This is a genomic window from Arthrobacter rhombi (assembly GCF_900163545.1).
Classification (GTDB): domain Bacteria; phylum Actinomycetota; class Actinomycetes; order Actinomycetales; family Micrococcaceae; genus Arthrobacter_H; species Arthrobacter_H rhombi_A.
On the sequence record NZ_FUHW01000037.1, the window covers coordinates 35953 to 62302 of the forward strand.

General features: G+C 64.4%; 21 protein-coding genes. 15 read left to right on the forward strand and 6 right to left on the reverse strand.

Annotated features, from left to right (window positions below; genetic code table 11):
- The first annotated feature begins 39 nt into the window (after window positions 1–39).
- Complete coding sequence (recR, locus tag FM101_RS10160; RefSeq protein WP_086999204.1) at window positions 40–636, forward strand: recombination mediator RecR; 597 nt, start codon at window positions 40–42, stop codon at window positions 634–636.
- Between the two features lie 37 nt (window positions 637–673).
- On the opposite strand, the gene FM101_RS10165 is transcribed toward recR, so the two are convergent.
- Complete coding sequence (locus FM101_RS10165; protein WP_179204298.1) at window positions 674–1411, reverse strand: GntR family transcriptional regulator; 738 nt, start codon at window positions 1409–1411, stop codon at window positions 674–676.
- 397 nt (window positions 1412–1808) lie between these two features.
- Between FM101_RS10165 and FM101_RS10170 the strand changes: the two genes are divergently transcribed.
- From FM101_RS10170 to FM101_RS10185, 4 genes are all read left to right on the forward strand, one after another.
- Complete coding sequence (locus tag FM101_RS10170) at window positions 1809–2753, forward strand: transporter substrate-binding domain-containing protein (protein WP_086999209.1); 945 nt, start codon at window positions 1809–1811, stop codon at window positions 2751–2753.
- 84 nt (window positions 2754–2837) lie between these two features.
- On the forward strand, window positions 2838–3566 hold the full coding sequence (locus tag FM101_RS10175; protein WP_245806679.1) for an amino acid ABC transporter permease: 729 nt from the start codon (window positions 2838–2840) through the stop codon (window positions 3564–3566).
- Complete coding sequence (locus FM101_RS10180; protein ID WP_086999212.1) at window positions 3563–4231, forward strand: amino acid ABC transporter permease; 669 nt, start codon at window positions 3563–3565, stop codon at window positions 4229–4231. The genes FM101_RS10175 and FM101_RS10180 overlap by 4 nt, the downstream gene beginning before the upstream one ends.
- On the forward strand, window positions 4215–5060 hold the full coding sequence (locus FM101_RS10185) for an amino acid ABC transporter ATP-binding protein (protein WP_275542622.1): 846 nt from the start codon (window positions 4215–4217) through the stop codon (window positions 5058–5060). The genes FM101_RS10180 and FM101_RS10185 overlap by 17 nt, the downstream gene beginning before the upstream one ends.
- A 43-nt stretch (window positions 5061–5103) precedes the next feature.
- Here the strand turns inward: FM101_RS10185 and FM101_RS10190 are convergent, their stop codons facing one another.
- Both FM101_RS10190 and FM101_RS10195 read right to left on the reverse strand, forming a co-directional pair.
- A complete protein-coding gene (locus FM101_RS10190; RefSeq protein WP_245806680.1) occupies window positions 5104–6324 on the reverse strand; it encodes an ABC transporter permease in 1221 nt (406 codons plus the stop codon).
- Window positions 6321–7340, reverse strand: coding sequence for an ABC transporter ATP-binding protein (locus FM101_RS10195; RefSeq protein ID WP_086999219.1), 1020 nt, complete (start codon window positions 7338–7340; stop codon window positions 6321–6323). Before FM101_RS10195 ends, FM101_RS10190 begins: the two co-directional genes overlap by 4 nt.
- Window positions 7341–7576: 236 nt before the next feature.
- Between FM101_RS10195 and FM101_RS10200 the strand changes: the two genes are divergently transcribed.
- From FM101_RS10200 to FM101_RS10215, 3 genes are all read left to right on the forward strand, one after another.
- Window positions 7577–8863 (forward strand): aspartate kinase, encoded by a 1287-nt coding sequence (locus FM101_RS10200; protein ID WP_086999222.1) that lies wholly within the window; start codon window positions 7577–7579, stop codon window positions 8861–8863.
- A 79-nt stretch (window positions 8864–8942) separates the two neighbouring features.
- Window positions 8943–9479 (forward strand): nucleoside deaminase, encoded by a 537-nt coding sequence (locus tag FM101_RS10205; RefSeq protein WP_086999225.1) that lies wholly within the window; start codon window positions 8943–8945, stop codon window positions 9477–9479.
- A gap of 2505 nt (window positions 9480–11984) precedes the next feature.
- Window positions 11985–12374, forward strand: a complete 390-nt coding sequence (locus FM101_RS10215; protein ID WP_086999230.1) for a YciI family protein — start codon at window positions 11985–11987, stop codon at window positions 12372–12374.
- An 18-nt stretch (window positions 12375–12392) separates the two neighbouring features.
- Here the strand turns inward: FM101_RS10215 and FM101_RS10220 are convergent, their stop codons facing one another.
- Window positions 12393–13145: a hypothetical protein gene (locus tag FM101_RS10220; protein ID WP_143269271.1), complete on the reverse strand. Its 753-nt coding sequence runs from the start codon at window positions 13143–13145 to the stop codon at window positions 12393–12395.
- 10 nt (window positions 13146–13155) lie between these two features.
- Window positions 13156–14172 carry a D-2-hydroxyacid dehydrogenase gene (locus tag FM101_RS10225; RefSeq protein WP_086999235.1) on the reverse strand — a complete coding sequence of 339 codons (1017 nt, stop codon included), beginning with the start codon at window positions 14170–14172 and terminating at the stop codon, window positions 13156–13158.
- A 65-nt stretch (window positions 14173–14237) separates the two neighbouring features.
- On the opposite strand from FM101_RS10225, the gene FM101_RS10230 reads away from it, so the two are divergent.
- The 7 genes from FM101_RS10230 (at window position 14238) to FM101_RS10260 (ending at window position 25578) form a co-directional block, all read left to right on the forward strand.
- Entirely contained in the window at window positions 14238–15509 is a 1272-nt protein-coding gene (locus FM101_RS10230) for an aspartate aminotransferase family protein (protein ID WP_086999238.1), read from the forward strand.
- 17 nt (window positions 15510–15526) lie between these two features.
- Window positions 15527–18568, forward strand: a complete 3042-nt coding sequence (locus FM101_RS10235) for an FAD-binding and (Fe-S)-binding domain-containing protein (RefSeq protein WP_245806681.1) — start codon at window positions 15527–15529, stop codon at window positions 18566–18568.
- A complete protein-coding gene (locus FM101_RS10240) occupies window positions 18565–20055 on the forward strand; it encodes an NAD-dependent succinate-semialdehyde dehydrogenase (protein WP_086999240.1) in 1491 nt (496 codons plus the stop codon). The genes FM101_RS10235 and FM101_RS10240 overlap by 4 nt, the downstream gene beginning before the upstream one ends.
- A 75-nt stretch (window positions 20056–20130) precedes the next feature.
- On the forward strand, window positions 20131–21627 hold the full coding sequence (locus FM101_RS10245) for a M24 family metallopeptidase (RefSeq protein ID WP_086999243.1): 1497 nt from the start codon (window positions 20131–20133) through the stop codon (window positions 21625–21627).
- A complete protein-coding gene (locus FM101_RS10250; protein WP_086999246.1) occupies window positions 21624–22886 on the forward strand; it encodes a PLP-dependent aminotransferase family protein in 1263 nt (420 codons plus the stop codon). Before FM101_RS10245 ends, FM101_RS10250 begins: the two co-directional genes overlap by 4 nt.
- Window positions 22887–24092: a M20 family metallopeptidase gene (locus FM101_RS10255; RefSeq protein ID WP_086999249.1), complete on the forward strand. Its 1206-nt coding sequence runs from the start codon at window positions 22887–22889 to the stop codon at window positions 24090–24092.
- A 28-nt stretch (window positions 24093–24120) separates the two neighbouring features.
- Window positions 24121–25578, forward strand: coding sequence for an MFS transporter (locus tag FM101_RS10260; RefSeq protein WP_245806682.1), 1458 nt, complete (start codon window positions 24121–24123; stop codon window positions 25576–25578).
- A 66-nt stretch (window positions 25579–25644) separates the two neighbouring features.
- Here FM101_RS10260 and FM101_RS10265 read toward each other — a convergent pair whose 3' ends face one another.
- Complete coding sequence (locus tag FM101_RS10265) at window positions 25645–26331, reverse strand: GntR family transcriptional regulator (protein ID WP_086999253.1); 687 nt, start codon at window positions 26329–26331, stop codon at window positions 25645–25647.
- Window positions 26332–26350: the final 19 nt, after the last annotated feature.

Genomic DNA, 26350 nt, shown 5'->3' on the forward strand with positions numbered 1-26350 from the left:
CACCCGGAGCCGTCATCCAACTTTGCAGTGTGAGGTTTCGTGTACGAAGGTGCAGTCCAAGAGCTGATCGACGAGTTCGGTCGGCTACCCGGCATCGGGCCCAAGTCCGCCCAACGCATCGCCTTCCACATTCTGGAAGCCGATCGGGAGGACATGAACCGGCTCGCTGATGCCATTCGTGCGGTCAAGGACAAGGTGAAGTTCTGCACGGTCTGCTTCAACGTCACCGAATCCGAGACCTGCAGCATCTGCCGTGATCCGCGTCGGGAAGACACGGTGCTCTGCGTGGTCGAGGAGTCCAAGGACGTCATGGCGGTCGAACGCACGCGATCCTTCCGCGGTCGCTACCATGTGCTGGGCGGCTCCATCAACCCGATTGCGGGGATCGGACCGGACCAGCTGCATATCCGTGAACTGCTCGGGCGGTTGCACGACGACAAGATTTCCGAAGTCATCATCGCGACCGACCCCAACCTTGAGGGCGAAGCAACGGCCACCTACCTGGCGCGCATGCTCTCCACCATCGGCATCAAGATCTCACGTCTTGCCTCGGGGCTTCCCGTCGGCGGCGATCTGGAATATGCCGACGAGGTCACCTTGGGGCGGGCCTTCGAAGGCCGCCGCGTCATGTCCTGACCTGCACGGCTAGGTCCTAGCCTCCCCCTCAGGGATGTCAGGTGGCGATGGGCCCCAACTGCTGGTCTTTCTCGGGCTGTTCGACGGCGGCCGTTGCCACCGTTGCGGGCACGCGGCCCGTGAGCCGGTCCAGGGTGTCCCTGAAATGTTCGCTGAGTTGTTCCACCGCAGCGTCTCCCCGCCCGGAGAGCACCAGTTCCAGGCGTTGCCGATGCACTTCACCCACGTCGGTGCGCACGATATAGCCTCGGGGATGTCCCAGGCTGGCGATACGGGTTTCCATCACCAGCGAGGTCATAAAGTGGGCCAGCCGGAGGTTCCCAGCGGCCTTCACCGTTTCGAAATGCAACTCCAGGTCCGTGTCACCGATGGCACGAGGGGACCCAGGAACGCCTTTCCCTGCATCCCATTCCTCCAGCCGTTCCAGCAGCGGGATGACGGTGGCCAGACGCCCTCGTCGAGCCTCTCGTCCCGGAAACCCGGCCAAGGTGCGCAGCGCGGCCTCTTCGATGACCAAACGCGCGGCGTACAGGGATTCGAGGTCCTCGACACCGACCGTGGCCACCCTGAGTCCTTGTCCAGGACGGGCCACGAGCAGCCCGTCCTGGACCAGCCGCTGGGCGGATTCACGCAGCGAACCCCGGCTCACCCCCAATTGTTGGGCGACGATGGCCTCATGGAGTTGGCTTCCCGGCAGGAGCAGCCCATCGTAGATCGCGTTGCGGAGCTGAGCGGTGATCAGGTCGACCGTGGAAGACCGTTGCACGCGTGCCATGTTCGGTGCCGTTGAGTGCTGCCCTATGGGCATTGGAAGTTCCCTCTCTGCCGCTCGCGGCGTGCGGGAGCTCGCACCCTTGAGGGGTCTGCTACCGGATCCGTGGGGGTTCGATCGTAACTTAATCGTGATTGTGGAGCTGTTCGCGTGTTTCCCGACGAGCAGAAGACACGAATTCCCGCAGGTTTCCGCGAGTTTCCGCGGATTTCATCTCCAGGATCTTTAATTGTTGACAATCCAACGTCTGGAAAGTCGGATTGTCAATTGACTATTTCATGACTAGCGTGATTCACACCACTCAGCACCAACCGGTCGGGTTCGCCCGACGTCGGTCCGCCCTCCTGGGGGAGGCTGGACCGTCGCCACCCGGTCAATGCATCCCCGAAAGAGGTACACCATGATCCGCAGTATCCGTCGCAGGTCCCTGCTGGCCACCGGCGCCATTCTCGCTTCCGCCTCCCTCGCCCTGAGCGGTTGTGGCGGAGGCTCGACCACCGAGGGCGAGGCCGGTGGCGACAGCGGCTCCGTTGAGGCCGGCTCAGGCCACCTTCAGGACCTGAAGGACAAGGGAACCATCACCGTTGCCATCGCCGGCGAGGTTCCCTACTCCTACGAGGAGGGCGGCAAGCCCACCGGTGCCACCATCGCCCTGGCCGATAAGATCTTCGGCGGGATGGGCATCGACAAGGTCGACACCAAGCTCGTCGACTGGAACTCCCTCATCCCCGGCTTGAAGGCCGGACGTTTCGACGCCGTCAGCGCTGGCATGTCCATCCTGCCCGAACGTTGCGCCGAGGCCGACTTCGCTGATCCGGAGATCATGTACACCACTGCCGTGATGACGCAGAAGGACAATCCGAAGGGTCTCGACGACCTCGACACGATCAAGTCCAAGATGGATGACGGAGAGGACATCAAGCTCGCCGTGCTCGCCGGTGGCATCGAAGCAGGCTACGCGAAGTCTCTGGGCCTGAAGGTCCAGTCGGTCCCCGACGCACAGACGGGCATGGACACCGTGGACAACGGTCGTGCCGACGCCTTCGCCATGACCGCGATCTCCTTGACCACCATGGCCAAGGAAAACCCGGACGCCAACATCTCCGTCGGCGACGGCTTCGTCCAGGAGATCGACGGCGTCAAGCAGCTCGGCGCCGGCTCCACCGTCTTCGCCAAGGGTGACGACGAGCTGCTCGAGGCCTACAACGAAGGCCTGGCCAAGGTCACTGAATCCGAGGACTCCTACCTGGACGTGGTCGGTGAATTCGGCTTCACGGCAGAGAACCTGCCGCCGAAGGACATGACCACCGCTCAGCTCTGCGAGGGCGCTCCCGGCGACGAGTAGTAGCAACACCTTGCTGCGGCCGGCCCTAGCGGCCGGCCGCAGCGCTGCTAGTCTGTCCCCCGCACGAGAAGGAGTCCAGCCTCCGTGGACGATAAATTTGCCGCGATCGGCGAGGCCATGCCGCGCCTGCTCGACGGCTTCCGCCTCACCGTTGAACTGACGATCCTCGGCGCCATCGCCGCGCTCATCCTCGCCGTGATCCTGGGCTTGGCCGCAGCCAGCCCCTCCAAGGCCTTCCGCATTCCCGCCCGCATCATCATCGAGTTCTTCCGCGGAACCTCTCTGGTGGTTCAGGTCTTCTGGCTCGTGTATGTCCTGCCACTCCTCGGTGTCCCTATCGAGCCGATGGTGGCCGCCGTCCTGGCGCTGGGCTTGAACTACGGGGCGTATTCCGCCGAAGTCGTCCGCGGCTCGATCCAATCGGTGCCCGCAGGACAGTGGGAGGCCACCACCGCACTAAGTCTCGGCCCCATCCAGCGGATGCGCCGCATCATCTTCCCGCAGGCTTGGGCACTGATGATTCCCTCGTTATCCAGTCTGCTGATCCACCTGATGAAAGGTACCGCCATCGTGGGGTTCATCCTGCTGGACGACTTCACCTACCAGCTCGAGCTACTCAAGCGACCCGCAGGCACCCTGTTCACCTACGGCGTCGTAGGCATCTTGGGCTACTTCGCCTTCGCTCTGGTGCTCACGTTTATCATGAACGCCCTGGAGCGCCAAGCCAAGCACAAGCTGGGACAAGGCACGTCGCTATGGCGGATGCTCTCGCCGGCGCCACCGCCGAGCACCCGGGCAGGAGGTGCCTCATGATTGGCATTCCCGCAGCCATCGAATGGGACTGGAGCGCCGTCTCGGACGTCCTGCCGACCCTCTTGACGCAGTTCGTGAAGGTGACCCTTCTGGTCACCGTCCTTGGTACGGTCGTCGCTTCCCTCCTGGGGCTGGTCATCGCCATGGCCATCCGGGTTCTTCCGCGCCCGCTGTCCGTGGCCGTCAAATGGATGGCGAACGTTATCCGGATGACCCCGATCATCGTCCAATTGCTCTTCGCCTCCTATGCCTTCCTGTCCTTGGACCTGATTACCATCGGCGTGATCGTCTACGGGATCCACTACGCGACCTACATGTCCGAGGTGTACCGCGCAGGCATTGATTCGGTACCCAAGGGACAATGGGAAGCCACCACCGCCCTGTCCATGTCGACGGGACGTACCTGGGCCGCCATCATCATCCCGCAGGCCCTGCGAGCCACCATCCCGGCGCTGGGCAACTATGCGATCTCGATGTTCAAGGACACCCCGTACTTGCTGGTCATCGGCGTCCTCGACATGGTCAACGCCGCCAGGATCTACGGTGGTGACACCTACCGGTACACCGAAGCGTTCACCCTGGTGGGTATCATCTTCCTGCTGGCCAGCTACCCGACTTCACTCCTCATTGGCAGATTGGAAAAGCGCCTTGCCTACAAAACCTGAGTCAACAGCCATCCCGACGGCGGGTGCCGGTGCCGACGGCCCCGTGATCGACTTCCGCGATGTCGAAAAGGCCTTTGGCGACAACGTGGTGCTGCATGACCTGAACTTCAGCGTCCAGAAGGGCGATCGGGTCACCCTCATCGGCCCCTCGGGCTCAGGCAAGACCACGATCCTGCGTCTGGTCATGACGCTGGAGGAGCTCACCGGCGGATACATCTTCGTCGGTGGCGAGCCCCTGACGCACGAGGAGCGCGGCGGCAAACGGGTGCCCGTCAGCAAGAAGGACCAGAAGCGCATCCGCCAACGGATCGGCATGGTCTTTCAGCAGTTCAACCTCTTCCCCAACATGACGGTCGTGGAGAACATCATCGAAGCGCCGGTGCATGTGCTCGGGCAGTCCAAGCGCGAGGCCACCCTGAAGGCCAAGGAGCTGCTGGAGCGGGTGGGCCTGTCCGATAAGGCCGGCGCCCACCCATCGTCACTGTCGGGTGGCCAGCAGCAGCGGGTGGCCATTGCCCGCGCCCTGGCCATGGACCCGGAGATCCTGCTGCTGGACGAAGTCACCAGCGCCCTGGACCCGGAGATCGTCGGGGATGTGCTGGGCATTCTGCGTAATATCGCCGAAACCACTGATATCACCATGCTGATCGTCACCCACGAGATGCAGTTCGCCCGCGATGTCTCCAACCGCGTCCTGATGTTCGACGGCGGAAAGATCGTCGAGGAGGCCTCACCTTCGGTGATGTTCAGCGATCCGAAGCACCAGCGCACGAAGGACTTCCTGCACGCCGTGCTCGGCGAGGGTGAAAACACCCTCGGTACCCACTAGTCGCGCGGGGTGTTCCCAGGGGGGATGGGAACACCCCGCGTTTTCATGCCAGCCGGGTCCCCCGCGTCAGTTTCTTCACCGGGGTGCGCAGCCGGCGGCGCCCCGACTCCAGCAGTCCCGCCGCCAGCACGACCTGGACACCCAGACCCAGCGGCCAGAGCGGGGTGGTGCCGGTCAGATCGTATTCATCAACGACCGGCTGCTTCACCCCGTCCAGGCACGGATCGGTTGCTGCGGTGCCCCGTTGGGCTTGACGGACCATCGTGCTGACGGCCTCCATGGGCCCCTCACCCACATAGTCATCGGCTGCCGCATTGCGGGGTCTCACCGGTGCCGCGTCGGCGACCACCACGAAGGGGTTCGCCGCCAACAACCACGTGTTTCGTTCTGTGTGGTAGACGTTGACCGGAAATAGCGCTTTACCGCAGGAGAAGTTCTGCTCGTCGAAAACCGCCGCTGACTTCTTCTCGATCTCGGCGAAATAGGCCTCCTGGTCTTCGATGACATCGCCCTGGGCGTCCACCGCTTCGTCCTTCTCGTTGTACCTGACTTCCTCCCAGGGGTCATCGGGCCAGATCTGTTCCGAAGCCATCGCCGACTCCTTGACCAGCTGGAAGCTCAGACCGTAGATGATCAAGGTCCCCAGCCCCAGCAGGGCAACCACCAGATAGCTGGCGACAATCGCGAACAGCGGCCGGGCGGAGCGGGCAGAAATCCCCACCCCGATCGCGCAGGCAACTCCCAGTTCCACGGCTGTCAGGGCGACCAGCACCGGTACCGCCGGGAGGTAGACGTCCCCATAGGTCATCGCCCAGATGATCATCGGCACCGAGACCAGCAGAAAGGCCAGCGAGGAGATCCAGGCGGCCAGCCATTTGCCACACAGGATCTGGCCCGGGGTCAGCAGGGTGTTCTGCAGGATGGCCAGGGTCCCCCCGGCACGGTCACCGGTGATGGTGTTGGCCGACAGCGCCGGGGCCACCAGCAGGCCGAAGAACAGCACGAACCCGATGACCAGTTCGAACATGACCTGTCCGAAACCCTCTTCGGAACCCGCAGTCCACGCGGCCAGCCCGGCAACCAATGCCGTGACGGCGAACCAGACGGCCAGCATCACGTACCAGCCGCGCGAACGCATCCGTTGGCGGCTTTCGAGTTGGAAGACGGCTCCTACTCCGGCCCAGAATCCCAATGCTGAGCCATCGCGTTGTTCCTTGCCCTGGCCCCCGTCGTCGGGACGGCGCGTCACCGTTGATGTACTCATGGCTGGGGCTCCCCTGCTGCTGTTGGATGGGTCGGAGGGTCCTGGGTGGTATTCACGGCGCGCAGGTAGGACTCCTCCAGGATTCCCGAGGCGGGCCCAAAAGCCACCACACCGACCCCGGCGACAATGAGTTGGCGCAACAGCGCCGCGGCCTCCGGATCGGAACCGAGATGGACCACGGCTTCCGCCTGCCGGGTTCCTGCCGAAAGGGTGAATTCGATGCCCGCGGCATCCAGCGCGCCAGTCAGCTGTTCGCGGTCCAGCGCCTCGATGGCATAGCGGCGCCCCGTGGACCCCGCGTCGTCGACCCGCTGCTCACTGACGGTCCTACCGGCCGAGACGAAGACCGCCCGGTCGGCCATCTCATCGAGTTCGGCCAGCACATGGGAGCTCACCACCACGGTGCGTCCCCGTCCGGCCAGCTCACGCAGCAGGTTACGTAGCTCGATCCTGGCTCCCGGATCCAGCCCGGAAGCGGGTTCATCCAGCAGCAGGACCTGCGGGTCATTGACCAGCGCCCTGGCCAGGGAGAGCTTCTGCTGTTGCCCACGGGAGAGGACGCGCGCCGGCTGGGAGGCGAACTCGTCGAGCTTCACCAGCTCCAGCAGTTCCTGGGACCGGGCGGAGGCATCGGCCTTGGGGGCCCCGTAGAGCCGGCCCATCATCGCCAGGATCTCGTGGACGGTCAGTTCTTCCCACACGCCGAGCGTGTCAGGCATCCAGCCCAATAGGGCCCTGGCCCCACGCGGATCCTCGACGGGATCGATGCCGCAGATCCTGATGCTTCCGGTATCGGGGGCCAGCAATGAGGCGAGCATGAGCAGCAGGGTCGTCTTGCCCGAACCGTTGGGGCCGATCAATGCGGTGACTTCCCCGGGCCGAGCCGTGAAATCCATGGCTTCGACCGCGCGAACGGTTCCGAAGGAGCGGGCCAGCCCGATGGCCACCACCCCCGATCCGGCCGCCGGTGTTCGAACCGGAGCACCGCCGTCGTACTGGGTTTCCTGGATGCCCATCACCCCTCCTGACAGACTGCGCCACGGCGCCTTGTGCCCCGTGATCGTGCGGATGAGCCTACGTTGGTTCGGTACGGAGCGAGTCAGCCCACGGGATGATCTCGGGGCGCATCATGACGGTTCACAGTCACTCGAACACGGCACCACGCCGCAGCCTCGTTACACTGGTTAAGAATGTGTCCGGCCGGCTCGGCGGCTGGCCGTCCTATCCTCAACCCTGTGGAGTGTGCAAACGCATGAGCCTGATTGTCCAAAAGTTCGGCGGTTCGTCGGTCGCTGATGCCGAAGGCATCAAACGCGTCGCGGCCCGAATCCTCGCCACCAAGGAGGCCGGGAACGACGTCGTCGCCGTGGTTTCGGCCATGGGTGACACCACCGATGAGCTGCTTGATCTGGCCAATCAGCTCACCGATGCGCCGCCCGCGCGCGAAATGGACATGCTCCTGTCGGCCGGTGAGCGCATCTCCATGGCCCTGCTGGCCATGTCGATCGAATCGTCCGGCAGCCAGGCAGTGTCCTTCACCGGCAGCCAGGCCGGCATGATCACCGATGCGGTGCACGGCAAGGCGCGCATCATTGACGTCTCGCCGCATCGCGTGCGCCAGGCCATCGACCGCGGTTACATCTCCATCGTGGCCGGATTCCAGGGCATGAGCCGCGAATCAAACAACATCACCACGATGGGTCGCGGCGGCTCCGACACCACTGCGGTGGCCTTGGCTGCCGCCCTCGGGGCCGATTCCTGCGAAATCTACACGGACGTCGACGGCATCTACACCTCGGATCCACGGATCGTGCCTGCGGCCCAGAAGATCGATGTGATCTCCAGCGAGGAGATGTTGGAGATGGCGGCCAACGGAGCCAAGATCCTGCATCTGCGCTGCGTCGAGTACGCCCGCCGTTTCGGGGTGCCACTGCACGTGCGCTCATCCTTCAATGACCATGAGGGAACCTGGGTGCTGCCCAGCCCCGAAGACAACATCAAGCTCCAAGAGGGAGACACCATGGAACAGCCCATCATCTCCGGCGTGGCCCACGACCGTTCAGAAGCCAAGATCACCGTGGTCGGCGTCCCCGACGTCCCCGGTTCGGCAGCTGAGATCTTCGGCGTGATCGCCGGTGCCAACGTGAATATCGACATGATCGTGCAGAACATTTCGAAAGCTGAAACCGGCAAAACGGATATCTCCTTCACCTTGCCCAGCGTCGAAGGCACTGACGCTCTCGAGGCCCTGGAAGCGGCCCGCGCCACGATCGGCTTCGAGGACATCTCCTATAACGACCAGGTCGGCAAGCTGTCGCTGATCGGTGCCGGCATGCGTTCGAACCCCGGCGTCTCCTACCGCTTCTTCGAGGCCCTGCATCAGGCAGGGGTGAACGTGGACATGATCTCCACCTCGGAGATCCGCATCTCGGTCGTCACCGACGCCGAATTGCTCGATACCGCGGTACGCGCCGTTCACGGGGCCTTCGACCTCGACGGTGAAACCGAAGCCACGGTCCACGGCGGCACCGGCCGCTAGAGCGTCCCGACCGGTGAAAGGCCCGGCCTCCCCCAAAATTTTTGCGGGGAGGCCGGGCCTTTCCTGCTAGGTTGGCGGCATGGACGCCCATCACTCAACAGCCAACATCGACGGCCCCGGAAGAGAGGGCCAGCCACTAGACGAGACAGACCGCGGCCATCTGCGCCGTTGTGTGGAGCTGGCCCGCGAAGCCCTCGAGGCCGGCGACCACCCCTTCGGCTCGCTGCTGGTCGACGCCGCAGGCACCGTCCGCTTCGAGGACCGCAACCGGGTGAAGGACGGCGATGCCACCCGCCACCCCGAAATCGCGATCGCCCGGTGGGCGGCGGCGAACCTCAGCCCGGCCGAACGCCATACGGCAGTGGTCTATACCTCGGGGGAACACTGTGCGATGTGTAGTGCCGCCCACGCCTGGGTGGGCTTGGGGACCATCGTGCTGGCCTCCAGTTCCGAACAACTCACCGCCTGGCATCGCGAATGGGGCGTGCCCGCGGGCCCCGTGACACCGCTGCCGGTCAACGCCGTCGCCCCCGGAATCCAGGTCATCGGCCCGGTGCCCGAGTTCACCGCGGAGATCCGCTCCCTCCAGGCGCGGCTGGCTGGTATCGAGGACTAGCAAACAACGTCGTCGGAATCGTGTGGTCCATCCCGCAATAATTCATCCGGAGCAGCGAAAGCAACCTGAAGGGTACGCAGCGCCAAGGATCACGCAGCCTCATTCCGGGACCGTTCCCATACCTTGCCACAGTCCGCTCATTTTTCGGAGCATACCCCTTTTTGTCACTGAAATCAGCCGGTTCGTGCCTAACAGCGGAAACTGAACCGTCCTGAGTCTGATGCCTAGAACACTTCCTCAGCCACCTACTGAATCCCCTTTCCCCTAGATACGAAGCACTAATTTTTCCTGCACCGGCTGGGACTCAGATACTAGAAGAATAGTTGCGATTCAAACTACCCAGTTGGTTTCACCAGTCGTGAGAATCGGAGAGACATATCCACGTCATGAGAATTTCATGCACAATGTTTCAGCTAGGAGACAAAGCAGTAGTTCCGAAGCATTCCTCGTGCTTGCTGCAAAAAGACGAATGAGACCCGCTCTTGTCGAATCCAGTGTTTAGGGGCGAATTCATGGTGGACTTCGCTCCGGAAATATTCGAAAGTGACAACGTGCAGCGCGAACTTTGCCGCCGAGGCCGTCCGCATATTTCCTCCGGAAATTGAGCTCTGCTCGGAGCTCGGATGTTCCTCAGAGGACCACGTGGTGCTGCTCCTCGACGGGTCTGACGCGGATCCAAGAGGCGGATTCTGAAAATTATGTGATCGGCGCGGCGACCGTACATACTGAGGACCGAGTCTGCGTCCAATTAAGCGTGCGAGGACGCAACTTCCGGACTCATCACGACCATTCTAGATCGTGAGAAAGCGCTGGTGAAAGATAACACCGCCGCTTACGCAAAACACTGGGAAACCGATTTCGAAACTTAATACCTACCGCGGGGACTCGGAGGTTATGCTGCCCTTCATGTTCTCCCGGCCTTGTTCGCTAGAGAGTTTGCGGAGGGCCACGTCGCCGTCCTCCGGTTCAACAGCGGGTCCACCACCGAACAGGGTTCCCTCCGTATTCACACCCGTGACGCGCTGTCCGCCAAGCCGGTCGACACTCCATCGGTGGGCACGTCTGCGACTCCAGATCGCATCTCCGCAGTCACCCCCCTCAGAGCCAAATATGGCACAGGAATTTGCGCGTTGCCAAACATTTTCACCTTCACTTTTGGCTACGACTGCACCGGCGTCCGGAACGAGTCTTGTCAGCTGACTGAACTGCACTTGTGGCTTGCCGCGAGTAGAGTTTTCTCCCCTCAATGCACTGCATCTAGCGCAGCTCCACGCAACGTCGAGTGTGAAAAAGGGGTTCATTCGTTAACGAACAGAACATCGAAACCATCCTTGACCATCTCGGATGAGTTAGGTAACTTTACGAGCCTCATCTCAGAACGAAAGGTTGGAGCAAATGAAACGACAATCTCGTATAAAAAGTTTCACATCTGTCATCGCTGCGATGATGATGATAAGCATGCTCAGTGCGGCACCAAGCTCTGCCAGCACGGTGTACTCAAAGACTGCCCAGCCAAGCTCCGCACCCACCTTGGGAAACATTCAGTGCGCCGAAGTCCCGTCGCCCGACAACCGCCGTGAAATAGCTGGGATGGCTTGCTTCGTTCCGCACGGAGATCGTTTCTACATCAAAGACATGCGGGCAGACGGGCTCGGTCTCAAGGTAGACGCTGCGGTGAACACCACAGGGGACGGCCTGCGGTGCAAGGGACGCAGCGCAAAGACGGGCTGGGTGTCCTGCGGTTTTGCAAAGGAAGTCCCGGAAAACGCACGACTTGTCTTTGTCCTGCACCTTTCGAAGGGAAACAAGGGAGTACTCAGCAGCCCAGCCAAGATGGCCCCCGCCAAAGGATAGCTCTCGGGCGATTCGATTTTGCAAGACCAACGTCGCATATCAGCAAACGCGAGACGACGTTTGGGGTAGCCAGCTTCCAAGGAACTACTGAACTAAACAGAACAGAAATGAAGATGGTCGTCTCACGGATCTTGAAGCGCGAGACGACCATCTTCATGTCCAATCCCGGGATCTCAGCTGACGCCCATCGACGGAAACGTTTGCGAGTACTATGAGGTTCGCTCGCAGGCTCGCTGTGTACACTCGCGCACTTTGGTAGTTGAACCAGGGGAAGGTGATGAGCTATCCGCTATCCCAAATCGGTCAGCCCTCCTTTGAATGCCATTCCACCTTTACCGCCTCGGCGGGCCCGCACCACCAGAGCCCATACCAGACCTTGACTGAGCCGTAAACGGGTACAGGGGTCAAGGAACGATCACGCTTTGCGGGAAGAGGCCTTGCAACATCTGATCCAGACACAAGGCCCGACGGTTCTATGACAGGATCGCAAGAGCTCTGCCCAGCGTTCAGGTCACCGGCCCGGTCCCCGAGTTCACCGCGGAGATCCGCTCCCTCCAAACGCGGCTGGCCGGTATCGAGGACTAGCAACAACCCTTGTTGGCTCCGACGGCCGTGGCTAGACTCCTCGCATCCGGAATCAGGAGGAAGGCGATGACGCACTATCTGGTCTCGTTCGACGACGGGGATAAGAACTTCCCCAAGGAAGATCTTCCCGCCGTGGGCGCCGCATCCCATGCAGTGATCAGGCAGGCCCAAGAGGCCGGGGTATGGGTCTTCGGCGGTGGAATCGGCAGTCACGACGTCAGTGTCGTGGACACCGACGGTTCGGTCGCCACCCCGCGGATCACCGAGCACATCGGTGGTTTTTCGATCATCGACGTGGCCTCCGACGAGGCGGCGCTTTCGTGGGCCGGCAGGATCGCCGCGGCATGCCGCTGCGCCCAGCAGGTCCGGCAGATCATGGACGCCCCGGACGTCTGTTCGCCCTCCGCCATCCCGATCGGCGGCAGGTCGACCTCCGTGCGGGCCCCACCGGGATGAGCCGGCAGGTGACGGGGTCTAGCCCAGCTGGACGTCGACGATGACCGTTTCCTTGATTCCAGCAGCACGAGCGGCTTCGAGCATGAACATCACCATGTTTGCCGCTGCTGAAGGCGACCATTCCGGCGTCGTGAAGGTGGCCCTTTCTGATGTCTCGGGTGTGGACAGGCTCCACCTGCCGTCGAACTCGATGTCTGGAGTCTCGCTCGATATTCCTGAAGCGACAAACGGTTCAAGATGGGTTTTGTTGAACCATTCGGCACCCTTCGTCTGCCACTTTTTGCTGGGCGACGCGGAGAAAAGTCGTGCCGTGGCCGTTCTCAGCTTGCTGACTTCCGCGGTCGCAGCGAACTGATCAAGGAGCACCTGGATGGCCTCCCAGCCAATGACATGGGCGGAAAGTGGGGCCTGCACCCGCAGGCCGGAAAATTCGTACTCGCCGAGTTGTCCAACCGCCTGGGACGCCGAATGCACCAGCAAGGGAACCGGTAGTGCCGTTCGACCCCGAGTAGGTATTCCGGTCTGAAACCGACCCAGTTCACCCTTCAACCGATCAGTCTGCAGGTTGCCGTCGAAACCCCAGAACCCTTCGTGCGCCTCGAACAGGTCCTGTGCCATCGCGCGGGGCGATAGTGCCTTGCTGGTTGCGTAGAAGCAGGCAAAAGCTCCCTCGGACTCGAGCTCCCCCGAACGAATGGCTGCCAAGGTCGGCTGGTCCAGTTTCATGGAACCCTGGACGCTGATGACCAAAGGATCGTCTGGCCGATTCACGGCCTCCACCTCATGGGTCTTGCCTTGCTGAGGATGACGCCGGTGCTGTGGACACGTAACCACGGTCCTTATCCACCACGTTCGCCAAGCCCCTGCCGGCGATATAGGCGTCGAGGTTCTCCAGGAACTGGTCGGCCAGTTCGTCTCGCCAGCCGTGCACGTCTCCACTCATATGGGCGGAGATATGCACGTTGCCCATCCCCCAGAAGGGGTGGTCTTCGGGCATTGGCTCCACGGAGACGACGTCGAGGGAAGCTGCGGCGATTTCCCCTCTCCGCAGCGCCTCGATCAGTGCCGGCTCGTCCACCAGGGCCCCGCGTCCGATGTTCACCAGATGGGCGCTGGGTTTCATCGCGGCGAGCACCTCGGCGTTGACGATCCCGCGGGTCGCTTCGGTCAACGGTGCTGCCAAGACCACATGATCGGCCTCCCCCACCCGGTCCGCCAATTCGTCGCTGGTGAACACGGTGCCGAAGTCGGGGTCGTTGGCCCGTGGCCTCCGCCCGGCGCCTTCGACCTGCAGTCCCACGGCCCGCAGCAACCTCGCGGTGGCACGCCCGATGCCTCCGGTACCCACCACGATGGCCCGCGATCCGGCAGTGCGGGTCAGTTCGCGATGTTTCCAGGTCCGTTCTTGCTGCAGCGCCTTGCTCAAATGCAACTGTTTATCGTGGGCGAGCACTGAAGCCAGCACGAACTCGGCGATCGGCTGGGAGAACGTCCCATGGGCGTTGGTCAGCGTCACCGGCGCCTGGCGGAGCCCGTCGAAAAGCATGGCGTCCACGCCCGCTGCGGCAACATGCACCCAGTCCAGGGTGTCGGCGGCATGCCAGGCGTCGCTGAGCGCTGAGGAGAAGAAGTCCCAGAGCAGGACGGCATCAGCGCCGTGAAGTGCCTCGGCCAGACCATCGGCATGGGCGATGACGACGTCGGCGCGCTCGCGAATCGCGTCGAGGTTATGGGGTTCGGGGACGCCGGCGGCGGTGAGGAGGGCCAGGCGGGGACGGTTTGAATCAGCGTGTTTCACGTCACCTACGCTACCGGTCCGAAAGATTGTTGACAATCTACCGAGGGGGCCTCCACGATGGCCATATGACCTCACTGAGCCCCCTGTTGAAGCAAGCGACCCCCGTAGTGGTCGATCACGCCCTCGGTTCCTGGATCTACGGCACGGACGGGAACGAGTATCTGGATTTCACCACCGGCATCGGTGTGGCCAGTACCGGGCACTGCCACCCGCGCGTCGTGGCTGCCGCCCAAGAGCAGTGCGGCAAGATCATCCACGCCCAGAACACCACGGTCATGCATCAGCCGCTGTTGGAATTGACCGAAAAGCTCGGCGAGAAGCTGCCGACCGGATTGGACTCGGTGTTCTACGCGAACTCCGGCGCGGAGGCCGTCGAGGCCTCGCTCCGTCTGGCCCGCATGGCCACCGGACGGCCGAATATCGTGACGTTCCAGGGTGGCTTCCACGGACGCACCGTCGCCGCCGCCTCGCTGACGAGCGCCGGCACCCGATTCTCCGCCGGCTTCGCACCGTTGATGGCCGGGGTTCATATGGCCCCCTTCCCCTACGCCTACCGCTACGGCTGGGACGTGGAGACCGCAGTGGAGTTCGCCTTGCAGGAACTGGACTACCTGCTGGCCACCCGCACCGCGCCCAACGACACAGCAGCCTTCATCATCGAACCGGCCTTGGGCGACGGCGGCTACCTGCCCACCCCGCCACGGTTCCTCGAGGGCCTGCGCGAACGGGCGAACGAACACGGCATCCTGCTGATCATCGACGAGGTCCAGGCCGGCGTCGGACGGACCGGTAAGTTCTGGGGCCACCAACACTCGGCAGCGACCCCCGATATCCTGATCACCGCCAAGGGCATTGCCTCCGGATTCCCGATCTCCGCCATCGCCGCCTCCACCGAGCTGATGTCCAAGGGCTGGCCCGGATCGCAGGGCGGGACCTACGGCGGCAACGCGGTCTCCGCCGCCGCCGGGGTCGCCACCCTGGCCGTCGTCGAGGACGAGTCCTTGGTGGAGAACTCCCGGCTACGCGGGGAGCAGCTCCAGGCCGGGTTGAAGGATCTTGCCACCCGCTTCCCGGCCATCGGCGACGTGCGCGGCCTGGGCCTGATGCAGGGCATCGAATTCAGCACCGCCGACCGCACGCCCGACGCCGTCACGGCGGCAGCCCTCCAACAGGAGACCACCGCGCACGGTCTGCTCACGCTGACCTGTGGACCGCACGGAAACGTGGTGCGGCTGATCCCCGCACTCGTGGCCACCTCCGAGGAGATCACCCTCGGGCTGGAACGCTTCGAGGCAGCACTTTCCGCCGTATCCGAACGCTCCCTAAGCCGGACGTAGAGAGGAATCCACCACTCGTGACCCAGATTGCACCACCGACCACCCAGGCCGTGACGGCCATCCTCCTCGAGGCGGGAATCGAGGTCGACACCTCACCGCGACGGTTGGCCGAGTACTCCTATGACGCCTCCAACTATCGGGTGGAACCGATCGGCGTCGTGTTCCCGCACGACGCCGATCAGGTGGCGGCAATCATCCAGGCCTGCCACGAAACCGGTACCCCGGTCACCGGCCGTGGCGGCGGCACCTCGATGGCCGGCAATGCGGTGGGCCCGGGACTGGTGATCGACACCTCCCGCTTTTTCAACGACGTCCTGGAGATCGACGAGGAGAACCTGTGGGTCGACGTGGAACCGGGGATGGTTCTGGCCACGCTCTCGGCCCGCATCGAGGCCCACACCTCGGGCCGGCTCACCTTCGCCCCCGATCCGTCCTCGAAAAACCGGGCCACCGTCGGTGGTGCCATCGGCAATGATGCCTGCGGGAACCACTCGGTGCGCTACGGGCGGACCAGCGACCACGTCGTGGAGATCGACCTGGTCACCGTCGAGGGCCGCCGACTCACGGCCACCGCTTCCGGGGTCCGCGCCACGAACGCGAACGACGTCGCCGCGGTGCGCCATGCCGCCGCGATGACGGACTCGCTTGAGTCGCTGGTGCAGGAGAACCTTGCGGGGTTCCGCACCGATCTGGGGCAAATCCAGCGTCAGGTCTCCGGCTACCATCTGGAGCATCTGCTGCCGGAAAAGGGGTTCAACATCGCCCGGGCCTTCGTCGGTTCGGAAGGGACCTGCGGTCTGGTCGTCCGCGCCCGGATGGCCCTGGTGCAGAAACCGGCGAGCGCGCTGCTGCTGTGTGTCGGCTACCCGGACGTCGTCGAGGCCGCCCGCGATATTGAAACCATCCTGGAGTTCTCCCCGGCCGCCGTCGAGGGGATCGACGACGCCATCGTGGCCACCATGAAGTCCCGGCGCGGGGAGGACTCCGTCACGGGCCTGCCCGAGGGCAAAGCCTGGCTCTACATCGACCTGGACGGGACCGACCCGGAATCGGTTCGGACCCAGGCCGGGAACCTGCTGGAAAAGTTGCGTGGCATCGGGCGGATGGTCGATGGCCGGGTGGTCCCCGACACCGTCGAACGTGCCTCCCTCTGGAGGGTCCGCGAGGACGGTGCCGGCCTCTCGGCCCGGCTGTCCACCGGCGGGGAATCCTGGCCCGGCTGGGAGGACTCTGCCGTCGCGCCCGCGAAACTGGCCGATTATCTGGCTGACTTTCGTGACTTGTTGGCCGACCATGGGCTCCAAGGGGTCATGTATGGGCACTTCGGCGCCGGCTGCATGCATGTGCGCATCACCTACGATCTGCGCAGCGACGCCGGCCGGAAGGTCTTCCGTGAATTTACGGCGGCCGCAGCGGCGCTGGTCGTCTCCCATGGCGGTTCGCTCTCCGGGGAGCACGGTGACGGCCGGGCCCGCTCGGAATTCCTGCCGTTGATGTACTCCCCGGCGATGCTCACTGCCTTCGAGGACTTTCGTGCCATCTGGGATCCGACGGGGTTGTTGAACCCCGGGGTGATGACCAGCCCCGACGCCTTCGATGAGAATCTGCTGCTGGCCGGGGTGCCCGAACGCCAGTGGCGGACCAGCTTCGATCTGACCCCCGCCTCGGGAAAAACCGGGGATGGGCTCGATCCGTTCGTCCGCGCGGTCCAGGGCTGTATCGGCATCGGGCGTTGCCGTTCGGCCACCGGTGGGGTGATGTGCCCCAGCTACCGGGCCACCGGGGACGAGAAGGACTCCACCCGCGGCCGCTCCCGCGTACTGCAGGATATGGTCCGCGGTGCGAAGACCGTCGAAGAGGGCTGGAAATCCAAGGAGGTCCGCGAGGTCCTGGACCTGTGCCTGTCCTGCAAGGCCTGCTCGACCGACTGCCCGACCGGGGTGGATATGGCCACCTATAAATCCGAGTTCTTCTCCCACTACTACGCCGGGCGCATGCGCCCGCTCTCGCACTTCTCGCTGGGCTGGCTGCCGCGATGGCTCAAGATCACCGGACGGGTCGCCCCACTGGTCAACGCCGTCATGGGCTCACCGCTGGGCAAGCTCGTCTCCGCCGCCGGCGGGTTGACCACCCAACGTGCGCTGCCGCGTTTCGCCTCCGGGTCGGCCTGGCGCCGCGAGGTCGACGCGGCCCTGGCCGCCGCACCGCGACAGCGGGTCGGACCGCCGCGCACCCTCGCCGGTTCCGGGGCCCGGACGCCACGGGCTACCGCCACCGAGAACGACGCCGTGGCGGGTCGCGACACCGCGGGCGCCGTCTTGTTCGTGGACACCTTCACCCGCGGCTTCCGCCCCGAAGTCGCCGGGGCCGCTGCCCGGGTGATGGTCGGCACCGGGGAACCGGTCACCTGCTCGGCCGAGGCCTGCTGCGGGTTGACCTATATCTCCACCGGACAGTTGGGGACGGCCCGCCGCCTGCTGAACCAAGCGGCCCGCGTCCTCGACGACGGAACCGAACGCCCAATCGTCGTCATCGAACCCAGTTGCGCCGCCGCCTTGTCCAAGGACCTGCCCGAACTCGTCCACACCGACGCCGCCCGCCGGGTTGCGGCCCGGGTCCGGAGCTTCGCCGGGCATATCGCCGCCCTGGCCGCCGACGGGTGGACTCCGGCCCCGGCCGCCCCCGTCCCCGCCTCAGTGGTCTTGCAAACGCACTGCCACGAATACTCGGTCTTCGGTGCCGCCATCCAACGCCGGGCCCTGGCAGCCCTGGGTGTCGCCAATGTCACCGATGCCACCGGTTGTTGCGGGGTCGCCGGGAACTTCGGCTTCGAGGCCGATCACTACGAGGTCAGCATGAAGGTCGCCGATCTGGCTCTGGCTCCTGCCATGGCCGACAGCGAGCCGGAGGTCCCCGTCCTGGCCGACGGCTTCTCCTGCACCATGCAGGTCGCCCAGCTCGACGCCGGCCGCCGCGGCCTGCATCTGGCCGAACTGCTCGACCCCCAATCAGCCACCGACCACCTCCGTTCCACCACCCACCCGAAGGAGCACCCATGACCACCGAGACCTCCAGCTCATCCGTCGCCGAGTCAGCCCGTCGTGGCGTCTCGGGCATCAGCACCGACCTGTTCATCAACGGTGAATGGGTCCCCTCCGCCTCCGGGAGGCGCTTCGACGTGGTGAACCCGGCCACCGAGGAAGTGATCACCACGGTGGCCAACGGCAACGCCGATGACGCCCGGCGGGCCATCGAAGCAGCCGGTGCCGCCCAAAAGGACTGGGCGGCCACGCCCCCACGGGTCCGCAGCGAGATCCTGCGCCGGGCCTACGACCTGATCATGTCCCGGCAGGACGAATTGGCCCTGGTCATGACCACCGAAATGGGTAAGCCGTTGGCCGAGGCCCGCGGCGAGGTCGCCTACGCCGCCGAATTCTTCCGCTGGTTTTCCGAGGAAGCCGTGCGTATCGGCGGAGACCAGATGGTCACCGGGGACGGCGCCAACCGGATCATGGTCTCCAAGGAGCCCGTCGGGCCCTGCGTGCTGGTCACTCCCTGGAACTTCCCGCTGGCCATGGGCACCCGCAAGATCGGTCCGGCCATCGCCGCCGGCTGCACCATGGTCTTCAAACCAGCCAACCTGACCCCGTTGTCCTCACTGGCCCTGGTGGACATCCTGATCGAGGCGGGTCTGCCCGCCGGGGTGCTGAACGTGGTGTGCACCAAATCAGCTTCCGAGGTCGTCACGCCGTGGATGGAATCGGGGATCGCCCGCAAGGTCAGCTTCACCGGTTCCACCGGGGTCGGGATCCGGCTCCTGGAGCAGGCAGCCCAGAACGTCATGCGCTCCTCGATGGAGCTCGGCGGCAACGCACCGCTGATCGTTTTTGAGGACGCCGACTTGGACCGTGCCGTGGAGGGCGCGTTCGCCGCGAAGATGCGCAATATGGGCGAAGCCTGCACCGCGGCGAACCGGATCTTCGTGCAATCCTCCGTCGCCGAGGAATTCGCCGCGATGCTCGCCCGGCGATTGGGGGCACTGACCGTGGGTAACGGCGCCATCGACGGAACCGACGTCGGCCCTCTGGTCGAAGAGAAGGCGCTGACGAAGGTTCAGGAACTGGTGGATGACGCCGTGGCCAAGGGGGCCCGTGTGGTGTGCGGCGGTTCCCGCCCCGAGGGCGCCGGCTACTTCTACTCCCCCACGGTGCTCACCGGCGTGGACCCCTCGGCCCATCTGATGACCGAGGAGATCTTCGGCCCCGTGGCCCCACTGATCCCCTTCGACACCGAGGACGAGGTCGTGGCCATGGCCAACGACACCCCGTGGGGGCTGGCCGGATACCTCTTCACCCAGGACCTGGACCGGGCCTTCCGTGTCGGGGATGCCCTCGAAGTGGGCATGGTCGGACTGAACACGGGCATCGTCTCCAACCCCGCAGCACCTTTCGGCGGTATCAAGGCCTCGGGGCTTGGACGCGAGGGCGGCCGGGTCGGCATCGAGGAGTTCCTCGAAACCAAGTACATGGCCATGCCACGCCGATAGGCGTCATGCTTGCCAGTGACCTGAACCACAACCTAGAATTGTAGACAATCTACGATGGGTAGTTAAGGAGCTTGAATGGTACAAACGGGCTTCGCCCCCATGCTCTTCTCAACCGAAGAGTACGCCGCACGATTGGCCGCGGCACGGGTGCGCATGCAAGAGCAGGGCCTCAGCGCGCTGATCGTCACCGATCCAGCGAACATCTATTACCTGACGGGGTACAACGCCTGGTCGTTCTACACCCCGCAAATGGTCTTCGTCCCCATGGAAGGGGACATGATCCTGTTCACCCGTGAGATGGACGCCAACGGGGCGTTCCGCACCACCTGGCTGGATTCGGATAATATCGTAGGGTATCCGGAACGCTACGTGCACCGCCCTCACCTGCACCCCTTCGACTGGGTCGCCTACGCACTGCGCGCCAGGTATCTGATCGCCCCGGCCACCAAAGGCTGTGTGGGGTTGGAGATGGACGCCCATTTCTTCTCCCCCAAGGGCTACCGTTCACTGGTCAACGCCTTGCCCGAATGGACGCTGGTCGACTGCTTCGAACTGGTCAACTGGGTCAGGGCGATCAAGTCACCAGCGGAGATCCAGCTGATGCGCCAGGCGGCGGTGGTCACCAACATGGCGATGCACGCGGCCCAGGACGCCATCGAAGTCGGCGCCCGGCAATGCGACGTCGCCGCGGCGATCACCAACGCACAGATCCGTGGCACCGAGGAGTTCGGCGGTGACTACACGGCCATCGTTCCGATGCTCCCCACCGGCGAGTCAGCCGACACCCCGCACCTGACCTGGAACAACGAGACGCTCGAGAAGGATCAGGCGATGATCGTGGAGCTGGCGGGGGCCTACCAGCGTTACCACGTCCCCATGGCCAGAACCTTCATGACCGGCACCCCCACCGCGCAGCTGGCCCATTTGTCTCAGGCCACCGACCACGCGTTGGCGGCGGTACTGGAAACGGTGCAGCCCGGGACCCCGGTGCAGGAACTTTCGCAGGTCTTCAACCGCACGCTCTTCGAATACGGTTACGAGAAGGCTTCAAGGATCGGCTACTCCATCGGTGTTGGCTATCCCCCGGACTGGGGCGAGCGGACCATCTCCCTACGCAGTGAGGATCAGACGCTGTTGGCCGAGAACATGACGTTCCACCTGATGTGTGGCATGTGGATGGACGGTTACGGCTACGAGGTCTCCGAGGCCATCCGGGTCACCGATAGCGGTGTCGAGACCTTTACGTCCTTCCCGCGTGGGCTCGTCCCCGCCGGCCGGGCCGGGCACGAGGCAGCGCAGTCGATCAGCCTCTTGGGCAACCCCGGCGAGCGCGCGGTCTCGAACGCACCGGGCCTGCCCGGGATGACTCCTCCGACCAACGAACCGCGCCGTCCGGCCACCCCGCGTTTCGGGTTCACCACCCCGGAGGAGTCCACCCTGACCGGTTCGATGAACATTGTGGCACGCAATGCCGAGGCCGCCGATAGCGATCCGGCCCGACCCACCACCCCGCCGCTGGAATCCCTCGAGGACGACAGCGACACCGATCACCCCACGAAGGAGACACCATGACCACCGTGAACCTGCCGCTCGCCGGCCGCGCCGAGAACCTCGTGGGCTCCGTCATCGACTCGAGCACGTCGCTGCTCGCAGCCCAGAAGCACGACGTCATCCGGTTCGCCATGGGCGCCCCGGCCGACGAGTTCGTCCCGGTGGAGACGTTCACCGAGATCGCCTCCAGCGTCCACGACGCCTCCTCCTTCACCTACGGCGCCTCCGAGGGCGAACCCCGTTTGATCACGGCGCTCGTGGACTATCTGGCCACCACTGCGGAGCCGACCAGCGCCGAAAGGATCAGCATCACCTCGGGAGGCATGCAGGGCCTGGATATCGCCTGCAAACTCTTTGTCGACCCGGGCGATCTGGTCATCGTCGAATCTCCGACCTACACCAACGGTTCGGCTACCGCCCTGAGCTACGGCGCCGAACTGCTCGAGGTGCCAATGGATCAGGACGGGATGGATGTCGATGAACTCGAACGCCTCGTCGACGCCGCGGGCCGCACCCCCAAGGCGATTTACACGATCCCGAACTTCCAGAACCCCTCGGGCACCACGCTGTCGCTGGAACGCCGTGAACGTCTCATCGCCCTGGCCCGCCGATGGGGTGCGGTCATCATCGACGACGACCCCTACGGGCTGCTGCGTTTCGCCGGTGAGGACCTGCCCGGGTTCCGCGAGCTCAGCGAGAATGATCCGCTGGTGTTCTCTGTCAGGACCTTCTCCAAGATCCTGGCTCCGGGCCTGCGGGTGGGCTGGATCGACGCCGACCCGTCACTGCAGCACCTCATCATCAACGCCAAACAGGCGATGGACACCTGCACCAACGTGCCGGCCCAACATGTGGTGGCCGAATACCTGGTCCGCGGGATCCTCGATGAGCATTTGACGTTCCTGCGCGGGGAATACCATGCCCGGCGTGACGCCATGCAGGCCAGCCTGGAGAAGCATTTGGGCGGGCGGATCCGCACCACCCATCCGGATGGCGGCTTCTTCCTCTGGGTCACGCTGACCGGGGAGGATGCTGCAGTGGATACCCGCCGGCTGTTCGAGATCGCCCTGGCCGAAGGCGTGGCCTTCATCCCCGGCCCTGCCCTGTCAGCCGGGGGTCGCTTCGCCTCGGCGTTCCGGCTCTGCTTCGCCTCCACCGGACCGGAGCGCACCGATGCCGGCGTCCAACGCCTGGTCACCGCCCTGGACCTGGCCCTGGAAGAGACACGGCAACCCGAGGCCTCGGCCGCCGGTTCCACGTCCGCCCCGGGACGTGGCTGAATGGCAGAGACGGCGACCGGCGCCACCGCGTGGCAGGTCGACACCTCGGTTCTCACTGCCCTGACGATCGAGCTGGTCAACGCCGGCGGGGTCAACCCGGGGGGAACCGAACAGGCCACCGTGGACGTCCTCGTCGCCGAAGCGCGGCGACGAGGACTTCAGGTCACCACCCGTGAGGTCGAACCCGGTCGACCCAATGTGTTCATCACCCTGCCCGGCGGGCAGGGGCCCGGGCTGCTCTTTCTGGGGCATTCCGACGTCGTCCCCGTCGGCGACGGATGGGACCGTGATCCCTTCGACGCCTATGTGGCCGACGGCCGTCTCTTCGGTCGTGGTGCCACCGACATGAAGGGCGGACTGGCGGCCATCCTGACCTCCATGACCATGCTGCACGACGCCGGAACCCAGCTTTCGGGACCGGTCACCTTGGCCTGCCTGGTCGACGAAGAGGAGACCGGGGCGGGGATCCGGGCTCTGGTGGCCGACGGGCTGGACCACCCATATCTGGGCTGTGTGGTCGCCGAACCGACCGATCTGGAAACGGTCATCGCCTGCCGCGGGGATTCCTATCTGGAGGTCGAGGTGACGGGGCAGGCCGCCCATTCGGGCCGCCCGAGCGACGGACGTAACGCGATCGACGCGGCGGTACGGATCTGCAACCTGGTGACCGCAGACCAGGAGCGCCTGCGGGCGGAGAACGATCCGCTGCTGGGGTATGCCACCTGGAACACCGGAATGGTTTCCGGCGGCCGCGGCACCTCGATGGTCGCCCCCGAAGCCCATCTATGGTTTGACCGTCGACTCATGCCCGGTGAGGACACCACCTCCATCCGCGAAGACCTGCTCTCCCGCATCGATGCCGCAGGCATCACCGGGGACGGGATTTCCGTTCAGCTGCGCACCACCATGGAAATGCCGGGGTTCCGCACCGAGCCCGACCACCCCCTGGTCACCGCGGCCCTCGCCGCACTGGCCGAGGCCGGCGTGCAGACCCGCGTCTCGGGCTGGACCGCTTCCTGTGACGGCGGATTCATTTCCCGCGACCTGGGGATCCCGAGCATCGTGCTGGGGCCCGGCGAGCTCAACGAGGAGGCGCACCAACCGAACGAATCGGTTCGCGTATCCGAAGTTATCGCAGCAACCCGCGCATATGGCATGCTGATATCCACCTTGCTGAACCCCGATTACGGCGCATCCGGCGCCTAGCCCACCGACGGCCGAAAGGCGAACGATCATGAGCGAACAACCCCAGGGATCATCCGGAGCAATCACGATGGAGGATCCGAACGCCCCGGGCGCCGAACCCCAGACGCAAGAAGCCAAGGACAGCCTGCACCGCTCCATCTTGGGTTCGGCCCTCGGCAACGCGGTCGAGTGGTTCGACTACGGCGTCTACGGTTACCTCACCATTTACATGGCAGTGAACTTCTTCGGCTCCGAGGAGGGCGACGGCGGACTCGGCGTCACCCTCGCCCTGGCCACCTTGGCGATGTCCTTCCTGGTCCGCCCCTTGGGCGGCCTGATCCTGGGCCCGCTGGGCGATAAATTCGGCCGGCAGAAGGTCATGGTCCTGACGGTGTTGATGATGACCACTGCCACCGGCGTCATCGGCCTGCTGCCCACCATTCAGACGATCGGCTTGGCGGCTCCGCTGCTGCTGTTGCTTTGCCGCATGGTCCAGGGCTTCTCGGCCGGCGGCGAATATGGTGGCGCCGCCGTCTACATGGCCGAATGTGCTCCCGACCAGCGCCGCGGTTTCCTGGGCTCGTTCCTGGAGTTCGGCACGATGGTGGGCTTCATCCTCTCGGCCACGGTCTGCACCGCGCTGATCACGATCGTCGGTGACGACGGGATGCTCGCCGGCTGGTGGCGTCTGCCGTTCCTGATGACCATCCCCCTGGGGCTGACCGCCCTGTACATCCGGACGAAGCTGGGCGAAGCGGCAGTCTTCTCCGAAGCCTCGGATAGCCAGGAAACCTCCAAGACCCCGATCCGCCACACCCTGCGCACCCAGTGGCGCGAAGTGCTCATCCTGGGCGGATTCGTCGTCCTGCTCAACGTCGCCTTCTACTTGATCCTCGGCTACATGCCCACCTATATGTCCGAACAGTTGGGGCACAGCACCGCTCAGGGCAACTGGATGTTGGTGGCGATCATGGTCGTCATGCTGGTGGTGATCCCGTTCATGGGCAGCCTCTCGGACCGGGTCGGACGCAAGCCCCTGCTCCTGACCGCTGCCGGCGGCTATATTCTCTTGGCCGTTCCGGCGATGGTGTTGCTGGGCATCGACAACCTCTTCCTGCAATTCATCGGTCTGGCCGTCTTGGGTGCCCTGTTGGTCATCCTGGTCGCCTCGGTGTCCTCCACCCTGCCGGCGCTGTTCCCCACCAACGTGCGCTATACCGGTTTCGCGATCGGCTACAACTTCTCCGTGGCGTTCATTGCGGGCCCCTCGCAGACGCTGACCAACGAGTTGATTGATATCACCGGAAACGTGTTGGTGCCGGGGATCTACATGTCGCTGGCCGGCGTCATCGGCTTCATCGCCATCCTGTGCATGCGTGAGACCTCCCAGGCGTCACTGCGTGGCGAGGAGCTGCCCGGCGACCCCGCCTCGGTCGGCTGGCCATCCAAGAAATGGGTGCAGACCAACCGGACCAAGGCCGACGCCGGCAAGGCCATGGCCCGGTAGGACGTCAGATCGGCAGAGGGAGGGTGTGCGCCGCGGCGCGCACCCTCCCTTTTTGGGGCCGCCGCCTCAGGTGTCTGTGGTCTCGTCGCTCAGCGGTTCGAGCAGTTGGGCGATGGCACTGTCCATATGTTCGGCCAGTGCGCGGTGCAGGGCCGGGACATCTGCCTGCAGGATCGCCTCGGCGATATGCCGGTGCTCCTCGACCCGGTCATGGAGTGAATACTCTGCCTGTTCCAGCGCTGCCAGACACATCCGTGTTTCGGTGACCAGGGTGCGGTGGATCCGGGTCAGCCGTTTGCTGCACGCCCGGCGAACCATGGCCTCATGGAAGGAGATATCCATTAAACTCAGTTCGGCAGGATCGCTTCCGGGACCCAGGGCAGCCATTTTCTCGACGATGGCCAACAGTTCGGCGCCCGCTTCATGTCCCGTCCGGTCCACTTCGATGATCTTCAGTGCCGCGCCGCGTTCGACCGCGGTGCGGGTGAGGTAGATATCGGCGATATCCTCACGCGTCGGTTCCACGACGAAGAGCCCCCGGTTGCGAATGCTGATCAGCAGACCCTCCTGGGTCAGTCGCTGCATCGCTTCACGGAGCGGGCCCCTGCTGACGCCCAGCCGGCCGGCCAGATCAGCTTCGCCCAGTTGCGACCCGGGCTCGAATTCTCCGTTGCCGATGGCGGTGCGGATCTTGCGCGCGATGATCGAGGGAGTGGACTCCTGTTGCAACGGCTCGAGGCTCGAGGCGGGCATGGGGGTTCCTCACTGGGGT

Excerpts from the sequence above, each read along its gene's own strand:
- FM101_RS10195 (WP_086999219.1), bottom strand. The coding sequence starts at position 7,340 with ATGGGCATCCAGGAAACCCAGTACGACGGCGGTGCTCCGGTTCGAACA.
- FM101_RS10170 (WP_086999209.1), top strand. The coding sequence starts at position 1,809 with ATGATCCGCAGTATCCGTCGCAGGTCCCTGCTGGCCACCGGCGCCATT.
- FM101_RS10165 (WP_179204298.1), bottom strand. The coding sequence starts at position 1,411 with ATGGCACGCGTGCAACGGTCTTCCACGGTCGACCTGATCACCGCTCAG.
- FM101_RS10245 (WP_086999243.1), top strand. The coding sequence starts at position 20,131 with ATGGTACAAACGGGCTTCGCCCCCATGCTCTTCTCAACCGAAGAGTAC.
- FM101_RS10240 (WP_086999240.1), top strand. The coding sequence starts at position 18,565 with ATGACCACCGAGACCTCCAGCTCATCCGTCGCCGAGTCAGCCCGTCGT.
- FM101_RS10180 (WP_086999212.1), top strand. The coding sequence starts at position 3,563 with ATGATTGGCATTCCCGCAGCCATCGAATGGGACTGGAGCGCCGTCTCG.
- FM101_RS10260 (WP_245806682.1), top strand. The coding sequence starts at position 24,121 with ATGAGCGAACAACCCCAGGGATCATCCGGAGCAATCACGATGGAGGAT.
- FM101_RS10265 (WP_086999253.1), bottom strand. The coding sequence starts at position 26,331 with ATGCCCGCCTCGAGCCTCGAGCCGTTGCAACAGGAGTCCACTCCCTCG.
- FM101_RS10205 (WP_086999225.1), top strand. The coding sequence starts at position 8,943 with ATGGACGCCCATCACTCAACAGCCAACATCGACGGCCCCGGAAGAGAG.
- FM101_RS10190 (WP_245806680.1), bottom strand. The coding sequence starts at position 6,324 with ATGAGTACATCAACGGTGACGCGCCGTCCCGACGACGGGGGCCAGGGC.
- FM101_RS10215 (WP_086999230.1), top strand. The coding sequence starts at position 11,985 with ATGACGCACTATCTGGTCTCGTTCGACGACGGGGATAAGAACTTCCCC.
- FM101_RS10230 (WP_086999238.1), top strand. The coding sequence starts at position 14,238 with ATGACCTCACTGAGCCCCCTGTTGAAGCAAGCGACCCCCGTAGTGGTC.
- FM101_RS10250 (WP_086999246.1), top strand. The coding sequence starts at position 21,624 with ATGACCACCGTGAACCTGCCGCTCGCCGGCCGCGCCGAGAACCTCGTG.
- FM101_RS10200 (WP_086999222.1), top strand. The coding sequence starts at position 7,577 with ATGAGCCTGATTGTCCAAAAGTTCGGCGGTTCGTCGGTCGCTGATGCC.
- FM101_RS10255 (WP_086999249.1), top strand. The coding sequence starts at position 22,887 with ATGGCAGAGACGGCGACCGGCGCCACCGCGTGGCAGGTCGACACCTCG.